This window comes from Mycobacterium sp. 852002-51961_SCH5331710 (assembly GCF_001665535.1).
GTDB lineage: Bacteria > Actinomycetota > Actinomycetes > Mycobacteriales > Mycobacteriaceae > Mycobacterium.
Genome location: NZ_LZSQ01000123.1, coordinates 347,359 through 356,920 on the forward strand (window position 1 = coordinate 347,359; position 9,562 = coordinate 356,920).

Annotated in this window: 8 protein-coding genes; 4 read left to right on the forward strand and 4 right to left on the reverse strand. The window is 68.1% G+C overall.

Translation table 11 applies throughout. The features are described 5' to 3' along the window. Window positions 1–5: 5 nt before the first annotated feature. Window positions 6–722, reverse strand: a complete 717-nt coding sequence (locus tag A5752_RS24670; RefSeq protein ID WP_067091435.1) for a TetR/AcrR family transcriptional regulator — start codon at window positions 720–722, stop codon at window positions 6–8. 91 nt (window positions 723–813) lie between these two features. On the opposite strand from A5752_RS24670, the gene A5752_RS24675 reads away from it, so the two are divergent. Then, window positions 814–2,199, forward strand: coding sequence for an NAD(P)/FAD-dependent oxidoreductase (locus tag A5752_RS24675; protein WP_067091438.1), 1,386 nt, complete (start codon window positions 814–816; stop codon window positions 2,197–2,199). On the opposite strand, the gene A5752_RS24680 is transcribed toward A5752_RS24675, so the two are convergent. After that, complete coding sequence (locus A5752_RS24680; protein WP_067091442.1) at window positions 2,168–2,650, reverse strand: gamma-glutamylcyclotransferase family protein; 483 nt, start codon at window positions 2,648–2,650, stop codon at window positions 2,168–2,170. The genes A5752_RS24675 and A5752_RS24680 overlap by 32 nt on opposite strands. A gap of 65 nt (window positions 2,651–2,715) precedes the next feature. On the opposite strand from A5752_RS24680, the gene A5752_RS24685 reads away from it, so the two are divergent. From A5752_RS24685 to A5752_RS24695, 3 genes are read left to right on the forward strand one after another with little or no spacing between them, the layout of a single operon-like run. Further along, window positions 2,716–4,131, forward strand: a complete 1,416-nt coding sequence (locus tag A5752_RS24685; protein ID WP_067091444.1) for an NAD(P)H-quinone dehydrogenase — start codon at window positions 2,716–2,718, stop codon at window positions 4,129–4,131. Window positions 4,132–4,186: 55 nt separating this feature from the next. Next, complete coding sequence (locus A5752_RS24690) at window positions 4,187–5,938, forward strand: glycerol-3-phosphate dehydrogenase/oxidase (protein WP_067091446.1); 1,752 nt, start codon at window positions 4,187–4,189, stop codon at window positions 5,936–5,938. Next, entirely contained in the window at window positions 5,935–6,792 is an 858-nt protein-coding gene (locus A5752_RS24695) for a pseudouridine synthase (protein WP_067091450.1), read from the forward strand. Before A5752_RS24690 ends, A5752_RS24695 begins: the two co-directional genes overlap by 4 nt. 1 nt (window position 6,793) lies before the next feature. Here A5752_RS24695 and A5752_RS24700 read toward each other — a convergent pair whose 3' ends face one another. Next, window positions 6,794–8,689: a glycoside hydrolase family 2 protein gene (locus tag A5752_RS24700; protein ID WP_067091547.1), complete on the reverse strand. Its 1,896-nt coding sequence runs from the start codon at window positions 8,687–8,689 to the stop codon at window positions 6,794–6,796. Window positions 8,690–9,143: 454 nt separating this feature from the next. Continuing rightward, the coding region (locus tag A5752_RS28125) for a hypothetical protein (protein ID WP_231983503.1) at window positions 9,144–9,562 on the reverse strand (419 nt) is incomplete at its 5' end.

Sequence of the window (9,562 nt, forward strand, 5' to 3'; positions counted from 1 at the left end):
CCCGCCTACTTGATATGCGGCAGCGGAACCCGTTCTCCCACTTCGCCGTTGGCGTCGCGCAGCGACGATGCGGCCAGGCCTTCGCGCAGCAGCCACCGCGCGAGCTCCAGCGTTTCGGCGATCTCCTCGTCGGAGATCCGCAGTCCGTCGGGTTGTTGGCGCAACGCGATCACACCGTTCCACGCGCCCCACAGGTAATGCGTCAGCCGTAGGGAGTCGACGGGCCGGGCTTCACCGGTCGCGATTGCGTTGTCGATCTGCCCGGCGAATCGGCTGAGCAGCAGACCGACCCGGTCACGGATCCGAGCTTCCGTCTCGTCGTCTCCGGACAGGGGCTGGGCGCCGGGGCTGCGATACGCAAGGAAATGAAATGCGCCCGGATGCTCGAGGTGAAAGCGCAGATAGGCGTCGCCGCCGGCCAGCACCTTCTGCAACGGCGTCAGCTCCGGATCCTCGCTTCGCTGCATGTACTCGGTGAACAGGGCGAGAGCACGGTCCACGAGCTCCAGATACAGGCCGCGCTTGCCATCGAAGTGGGTGTAGATCGAGCCGACCGACACGTCGGCCAATTCGGCGATCTCCTCGATGCGCGCGCCCTCGTAACCCTCGCGGCCGAACACCACCTCCGCGGCGTCCAGGAGGGCGGCCTTGGCGCGTGCGCGGCGCCGGCCGGAACGGGCCGCGGCCGGCGTCGGCGCGGGCTCCAGCGGCTCTGCGGACATCGGCCAAGGATAGGCCACGAACCGAAATTGCAAGTCGATTCATAAACTGAAAACGCTTATAAAAATGGCTTCCAGCTGGCATCCTGACGCAATGCCCGAGCACACCGACGTCGTCATCGTCGGCGCCCGCTGCGCCGGCTCCGCCGCCGCGATCACGCTCGCCCGCCGCGGTCGGCGTGTCATCGCACTCGACGGCGCGACCTTTCCGTCCGACACTCTGTCCACGCACCTGTTCTTCACCCACCACTGGGCCGAACTGGAACGGCTCGGCGCCCGCGACCGCGTGATGAAGCTCGGCGCCCCGCTGCACACCCACGCCGGGCTAGGCGCGCCCGGCATCGAGGTCGTCGGGCCGTCGAGCGTGTACGAGGGGTTGTCCGCCGGCGGCTGCGTCCGCCGGCCGGGACTCGACCTCGCGCTCGTGGAGACCGCGCGCGAGGCGGGCGCCGACGTGCGCGAGCGAGCGCGCGTCACCGACCTGATCCGCGACGACGCCGGCCGCGTGTCGGGGGTGCAATACCGGCTGCGGGACGGCTCCACCGGGACGATCACCGCCAAACTGGTGATCGGCGCCGACGGCCGTCGATCGACAGTCGCGCGTCTGGTCGGCACCCGTGACCACCACCACTGGCCCAACCAACGAATGATGGCCTACGCCTACTACGAGGACGCCAACGCCGACCTGCGACACGTCGCCATGCAGTGGCGCCACCACGACGACCTCGTGACGGTGTTCCCCTGCGACGGAGGGCAATTGGTCGCGCTGCAGATGCCGCCGGTGCGCCGCGCCGACGAGTTCCGCGTCGACGTCGCGGCCGCGTTCGACGCCACTGTCGAGCGCATTGCCCCGTACGCCGAGCGGCTCTGCGGTTGTACCCGTGTCACCAAGATCCGGACGTCCTACTCGCACCCCTCCTATTTCCGGCATTCGTCGGGCCCGGGGTGGGCGTTGGCGGGCGACGCCGGACATTTCAAGGACCCGGTCACCGCGCAGGGCATCCGTGACGCGTTGCGCTTCGGCCGCCTACTCGGCGAGGCCGCCGCGCCGCATCTGGACGAGCCCGCCGAACTCGACCGCGCGCTGACGGCGTGGGAGCTCGACCGCGATGCTCAGTGCCTGCCGATGTACCAGTGGGCCAACCTGTTGGGGCGCGACGACGAGGTATCGCCGATCGAAATGGCCGCTTACCGCTGGTTCGCCGCCAGGCCCGGCGGCTTCACCGAGGTCGCCGACGCCTTCAACCGGCTGGTGTCGCCGCAGCGGGTGTTCTCACCCACCCGGGTGGTGCGCTGGGTGGCCGCGGCGGCCCGCAATTCCGACGTCGAGCGCGGCGCGCTGTGGCGGACGATCCGGCGCGACGTACGCCGAGAGGCCGAGCGCATGGTCGAACATCGCAGGTTCGAACGCCGCCGGGCGGCGTCGGCCCGGCTATCGCTGACGCGCGCTATCGAGGCTCGGAACCCGGCCCGATGTTGAGCGCGGGGCGGGTGCGCAGATCGTGCACGTACTCCGCTGGCGCGCCCGCGATCTCGGCGGCGTCGGCCATCACACCGAGGTAGCGCGCCGACGGCAGGCCGCCCTCCCACGCGTCGACCACGTACAACCAGGCCAGCACCGGTTCGAAATCGGTGTCCGACGAGATGCGGTGCACCCGGCAGCGGATCTTCTTGTGGAACCCGAGCTCCGAACCTTCCCAGCGGTCCAGGTTGGCCTCGTCGTCCTTGGTCATGTCGTAGAGCACCACGAAGACCTTCGACGTGGGATCCTCGACGACGGTCGCGAGCGCACCCTCCCAGCCGATGTCCTCCCCGCCGAACGTCAGGCGCCAGCCGTGCAGCCAGCCCGTTCCTGCCATCGGTGAATGAGGGGCGCGCTGCAACATCTGCTCCGGATGCATGTTCGATCCGTAGGCGGCGTAGAGCGGCACCAGGAAAGACTAAGCGTTAGCGCGCCGCGTGGGCGATCAACCTCCCGCTTCGTTAGGTTGGGGGCGTGGCAACCCGCATCGTGATCATCGGCGGCGGGCCCGCCGGCTATGAGGCCGCACTGGTCGCCGCGACCCGCGGACCCGAAGTTGCCGAGGTCACCGTCGTCGACGCCGACGGCATCGGCGGGGCCTGCGTGCTGTGGGATTGCGTGCCGTCCAAGACCTTCATCGCCTCGACAGGCGTGCGCACCGAGCTGCGCCGCGCCCCCGACCTCGGATACGCGCTGGAATTCTCCGACGCCGAGATCTCGCTGTCCAAGATCAACGAGCGGGTCAAGACGCTGGCCGCCGCGCAGTCGGCCGACATCGCCGAACGGCTGCGCAACGACGGCGTCACCCTGATCGCAGGCCGCGGCGAACTGGTCGACGACATGCCGGGGATGGCCACTCACACGGTCAAGGTGACCGAGCACGACGGCACCGCCAGCACGCTGAAGGCCGACGTCGTGCTGATCGCCACCGGGGCGAGCCCCCGCGTGCTGCCCGGCGCCGAACCGGACGGCGAACGCATCCTGAACTGGCGCCAGCTCTACGACCTCGAGGAGCTGCCCGAGCATCTGATCGTCGTCGGCTCCGGCGTCACCGGCGCGGAGTTCGTCAACGCCTACACCGAGCTTGGGGTGAAGGTGACCGTCGTGGCCAGCCGCGACCAGATCCTGCCGCACGAGGACTCCGATGCCGCCGGCGTACTCGAGGACGCGCTGAGCGATCGCGGTGTGACGTTGGTCAAGAACGCGCGCGCCCAGTCGGTCAAGCGCAACGGGTCCGGTGTGCTGGTCACGATGACCGACGGCCGCACCGTCGAGGGCAGCCACGCATTGATGACGGTCGGTTCGGTGCCCAACACCAGCAATCTGGGCCTGGAACGGGTCGGCATCGAGCTGGGCAAGGGCGACTATCTGAAGGTCGACCGGGTCTCGCGCACCGGCGTGCCGGGCATCTACGCCGCCGGCGACTGCACCGGGCTGATGCTGTTGGCCTCGGTGGCCGCCATGCAGGGCCGCATCGCGATGTACCACGTGCTGGGCGAAGGACTCGAACCGATCCGGTTGCGCACCGTCGCCGCGGCCGTGTTCACCCGGCCCGAGATCGCCGCGGTCGGGGTGCCGCAGTCGAAGATCGACGACGGTTCGGTGGCCGCGCGGACGATCACGCTGCCGCTCAACACCAACGCCCGGGCCAAGATGTCGAGCCTGCGGCGCGGTTTCGTCAAGATCTTCTGTCGACCGGCGACGGGGGTGGTGATCGGCGGCGTCGTGGTCGCGCCGATCGCATCGGAGCTGATCATGCCGATCGCACTGGCGGTGCAGAACGGCAACGACGTCGAGGACCTGGCGCAGACGTTCTCGGTGTATCCGTCGCTGTCGGGGTCGATCACCGAAGCGGGCCGGCGCCTGATGGCGCACGACGATCTGGACTAGTTCCACGTAGCCTGGGATGCGCGACCGTACCGACGAGTAACTAGGAGCCATTCCCGTGAGTGACCCGATCCCGGCGAACGGGCAGACGCTTCTGGGTCCCCAGCAGCGGGCGGAGGCCTGGGAGCGGCTCGGCAATGAGCAGTTCGACGTCGTGGTGATCGGCGGGGGAGTCGTCGGCGCGGGCGCCGCCCTGGACGCGGCGACGCGAGGCTTGAAGGTGGCCCTGGTCGAGGCGCGGGATTTCGCGTCGGGCACGTCGAGCCGGTCGTCGAAGATGTTCCACGGCGGGCTGCGTTACCTCGAGCAGCTGGAGTTCGGCTTGGTGCGCGAGGCGCTGCATGAGCGGGAGCTGTCGCTCACGACGTTGGCACCGCATCTGGTCAAACCGCTGCCGTTCCTGTTCCCGCTGACCAACCGGTGGTGGGAGCGGCCGTACGTGGCAGCCGGCATCTTCCTATACGACCAGCTGGGCGGCGCGAAATCGGTTCCGGCGCAGAAGCATTTGACCAAATCGGGAGCGCTGCGCCTGGCGCCGGGTCTCAAGCGGTCGTCGCTGATCGGCGGCATCCGGTATTTCGACACCGTGGTCGACGACGCGCGGCACACCATGACGGTCGCCCGCACGGCCGCGCACTACGGGGCCGTGGTGCGGACGTCGACGCAGGTGGTCGCGTTGCTTCGGGAAGGTGACCGGGTCACCGGGGTGGAGGTCCGCGACTCCGAGAACGGCGCGGTCACCGAGGTGCACGGGCACGTCGTCGTGAACGCCACCGGCGTCTGGACCGACGAGATCCAGGCCCTGTCCAAGCAGCGTGGGCGATTTCGGGTGCGCGCTTCCAAAGGTGTGCACATCGTTGTGCCGCGCGACCGGATCGTCAGCGAGGTGGCGATCATCCTGCGCACCGAGAAGTCGGTGCTGTTCGTGATCCCGTGGGGGACGCACTGGATCATCGGGACCACCGACACCGACTGGAATCTCGACCTGGCGCATCCGGCGGCCACCAAGGCCGACATCGACTACATCCTTCAGACGGTCAACACAGTGCTGGCGACGCCGCTCACGCACGACGACATCGACGGCGTGTACGCCGGGCTGCGGCCGCTGCTGGCGGGCGAGAGCGAGGAGACCTCGAAGCTGTCGCGCGAGCACGCCGTCGCGGTTCCCGCCCCGGGCCTGGTCGCGATCGCCGGCGGCAAGTACACGACGTACCGGGTGATGGCCGAGGATGCCATCGACGCCGCGGCCGAGTACATCCCGGCGCGGGTCGCACGGTCGATCACCGAGAAGGTCCCGCTGATGGGAGCGGACGGATACTTCGCGCTGATCAACCAGACCGAAAGCGTCGGAAAGCATTACGACCTGCACCCGTACCGGGTGCGCCACCTGCTGGACCGGTACGGCTCTTTGATCGGCGAGGTGCTGCAGATGGCCAGCGAACAGGCCGCAGTCCGGCCCGACCTTCTTGATCCGATCACCGAGGCGCCGGTGTATCTGAAGGTCGAGGCGTGGTATGCCGCGGCCGCCGAGGGCGCTCTTCACCTCGAGGACATCCTCGCGCGGCGGATGAGGATCTCGATCGAGTACCCGCACCGCGGGGTGGACTGCGCGCGCGAGGTCGCCGAAGTCGTTGCGCCAGTGCTGGGCTGGAGCGACGAGGACATCGACCGCGAGGTCAAGACGTACCTGGCGCGGGTGGACGCGGAGATCCGTTCGCAGCAGGAACCCGACGACGAATCGGCCGACGCGTTGCGCGCGGCAGCGCCGGAAGCGCGCGCCGAGATCCTCGAACCGGTGCCGCTCAATTGAGGCGGGTGGCGCCGCTACCCGTGCGGGACGGACTGGGACCGGCGCGGGTGCGGTTGCGCGGCGGTGCGGTGCTGGTCGAACTGGCGGACCGGTTCGGTGACGAGGCCGCGGCCAAGGTGCTCGCCGGCGAGGTGGTGACCGCAGACGGCGAGGTCGTCACCGCCGGGACCGTGCTGCCGCCGGGAGCGTTCGTCTACCTGTACCGCGAACTGCGCGAAGAGATTCCGGTGCCGTTCGACATCCCCGTGCTGCACCGCGACGACGACATCGTGGTCGTCGACAAACCGCACTTCATCGCGACGATGCCGCGGGGGCGCCACGTCGCGCAGACGGCGTTGGTGCGGTTGCGCCGGGAACTGGACCTGCCGGAGTTGTCGCCCGCGCATCGCCTGGACCGGTTGACCGCCGGCGTGCTGCTGTTCACGACGCGTCGCGACCTGCGTGGGCCCTATCAGACGATGTTCGCCCACGGCGAGGTACGCAAGACGTACCTGGCGAGGGCGGGCGTCGATCCGGAGTTGGCGTTTCCCGTCACCCTGCGCAGCCGGATCGTCAAGCGACGCGGCCAGTTACAGGCGGTCGAGGAGCCCGGCGAGCCGAACGCCGAGACCGTCGTCGAGCAACTTGGCGACGGGCTGTACCGGTTGACACCGCGAACGGGGCGAACGCATCAGCTGCGGGTGCACATGACCTCGCTGGGTCTGCCGATCGCGAACGACCCGTTGTATCCGGACGTGATCGACGTCGCGCCGGACGACTTCTCGCGCCCGTTGCAGCTTCTGGCGCACCGCCTCGAGTTCACCGATCCGGTCAGCGGCCGTCAGCGCGAGTTCGTCAGCTTGCGCACGTTGTGACTCACCGCCGCTGCTCGACCGGTTCGTTCACCTGCGCCCCCGTCGCGATCACCGCGCGGTTGCGTTCGGCGACCGTGCGCATCGACACCTTGACCAGCCAGCGGTCGTAGGTCATGAACCCGTTGACCTCGTTCTCGACGTCGGTGGTCTGGGTGTAGATGGCGCCGGACAGGCCGCCCTTGCGGACCTCGTCTTCGAGGTCGCGGCTCACCTGGACGTAGCGGTCGGTCAATCGCGCTCGGCTGTCGGTCATCTCGTAGGCCTGCGGTTTACCGGGCCAGCGGTTGCCCTCGGGAACCAACCCGAGCCCGCCGTACTCGCCGTCGACGACGACGCGATGCTCGAGCGGGATAGGACGGTTGCCGAGCATCGTGCGCTCGTCGTGCGGGGTCGCGGGGTTGTCGTGCAGAACCGGGCGCCCGGGACCGACGTAGGTGTGGTCGTCGTACACATCGCCGGCCCTGCTGTCGGGCCGCGACTTGCAGCAGTTCACCCCGCTGTTGGCATTCACCATCCGGGTCGGATCGGCCGCCTTGGCCACACCCGCGATCCTCGCAGTGTCGAACTCGCCCCACCCCTCGTTGAACGGAACCCAGCCGACGATCGAAGTGACGCTTCGCAACTGGTCGATCATCTCGACGAGCTCACGCTCGAAGTTGGCCTTCGCCGCGGGCGAAGGTTCGGGCGCCGGGCCAACCGGAATGTCGAGCGAGACGTCCAGCGACGGCATGTCCTGCCACACCATCAGCCCGAGCTTGTCCGTCCAGTAGTACCAGCGCGCCGGTTCCACCTTCGCGTGCTTGCGGACGAAGTTCATGCCGAGTGCCTTGGTTCGTTCGAGGTCGAACCTCAGCGCGTCGTCGGTGGGCGCGGTGTAGATCCCGTCGGGCCAGTAACCCTGGTCGAGCGGGCCGTGCAGGAATGTGATCTTGTCGTTCAACGCGATTCGCGGCCGGCCCTGAGGATCTTTGACCGTGGTGATCGTGCGCAGGCCGCCGTAGCTGGCGACCTCGTCGACGACCTTGCCCTCCGGCGTGACCAACCGCACCGTGAGGTCGTAGAGGTAGGGATCGTCCGGCGTCCACAGCCGCGGGTCCGGTACCGGCACGCGCACGGGCTTGCCCGGTTCACCGGAACTGCGGGCCAACGTCGGACCGTCGGGCGCCGACACGATCACCTCGGCGCGTTCCTTCGTCGTTCCGGTGGAGCGCGTCGTGACGGTGAAACCCTTCAGATCCGCCGTGATGTCGAGTTTGTCGATGTGTGCGGCCCGCACCGGTTCCATCCACACCGTCTGCCAGATCCCGGAGGCGCCGGTGTAGAAGAGACCCTCGGGATCGTTGCGCTGCTTGCCGACGGGGAACGGTGCGGCCTCGTTGCGGTCCTCGGCGCGTACGACGATCTCCTGGGTGCCGGTCCAGCGCAGCGCGTCGGTGATGTCGGCGCTGAACGAGGTGAACCCGCCCTCGTGGTGGGCGACGCGCTTGTTGTTGACCCACACGGTTGCGGTCTGGTCGACCGCGCCGAAATGCAGGAGTACGCGCTGGCCGCGCCAGGTGCCGGGCAACTGAAAACTCTTGCGGTACCACATCTGGTCGTCGTGACGCTGGACTCCCGAAAGCGCCGACTCCGTGGGATAGGGCACCAGGATCTTCTCGTCGTACGCGGCGGTGGACGGGGGAGTCGCCAGGGCGGATGCCTGCGATCGCCCGGTGTAGGCCCACACACCGTTGAGGTTCAGCCAGCGCGCCCGCACCATCTGCGGGCGGGGATACTCCGGGAGGGCGTTATTCGGGCCAACCAGATGCGACCACGGTGTCGACAGCGGCGGGCTCTTGCGTTGCCACGCTTCGGCCGCGTTCGCCGGCGCCGCGAAGACCGCGAACGCCGCCGCCATGGCGAGGGGTAGGGCCGTCAACCGGCTGAGATTTCTGCGCACACGGTGCCGGTTGTTCGACAACTCGGTGTTCACGGCCACGACTGCTAGTCCCCCCTGCTGGAAACCATCGACGGAATGCGGACGGGTGCTGCGCACCAGACGCCCGTGGCAAACCTAGTCAGAGGTAGGCCGCGAGGAATCAGGTGTTTCCCTATTCTTTGCATCTGCATGGACGAGCGAAGCGTTCGTGCAGGCATCTGCGCAGGGATCGAGGGATCGATCAAGAGCACATGGATGCGTGAGAGCTGGTGTGCCACACCATGAATGCAAAGTCGAGACGCTCGTCAAGCCTAGCATTGATCCACCGGCGGTGCCACGGTGCGCACGCACGTGCGCTGCGTTCGGCGCCCAGCGTCATGTCGGTGCGCCCAGGCTCAGAATGCCCAGACAGAGCAAATGGTGAATAGGTGAGCTAGATGTACGGCTGGTGATCCTGATCGAAGCCGGATGCGGCCACCATACAGGAAGGAATGGTTCGACCATCGCAGAAGACATCGACGCGTCGGCGGAGTTCGTTACGGCGACGCGCCGATCGCGCGTTCGGCCTCCTGACGCATGCGTCACTGCCACAATCAGGTCGGCGAAGGCGGTTGCCTTCGCCGAAGGGAGGAGATGTGCGCAAGGTAGTGCTGTGCGCTGTTGCGGCCCTGTTCGCCGGGGGTCTTGTGACCGTGACCCCGCCGAGCGCCGAAGCGACGCTCTGTGGTTCGGTCGGCGGCAGGTTCGTCGACGTGACCGGCTGTGCAGACCCACTTTCGGCGAGGTAGAACAGCGTCGCGGTGAGTGCCTGTTTGGGCACCGCCTCGGTGCGGATGTACTCGGTCTGCACCG

Excerpts from the sequence above, each read along its gene's own strand:
- A5752_RS24675 (WP_067091438.1), top strand. The coding sequence starts at position 814 with ATGCCCGAGCACACCGACGTCGTCATCGTCGGCGCCCGCTGCGCCGGC.
- A5752_RS24670 (WP_067091435.1), bottom strand. The coding sequence starts at position 722 with ATGTCCGCAGAGCCGCTGGAGCCCGCGCCGACGCCGGCCGCGGCCCGT.
- A5752_RS24700 (WP_067091547.1), bottom strand. The coding sequence starts at position 8,689 with ATGGCGGCGGCGTTCGCGGTCTTCGCGGCGCCGGCGAACGCGGCCGAA.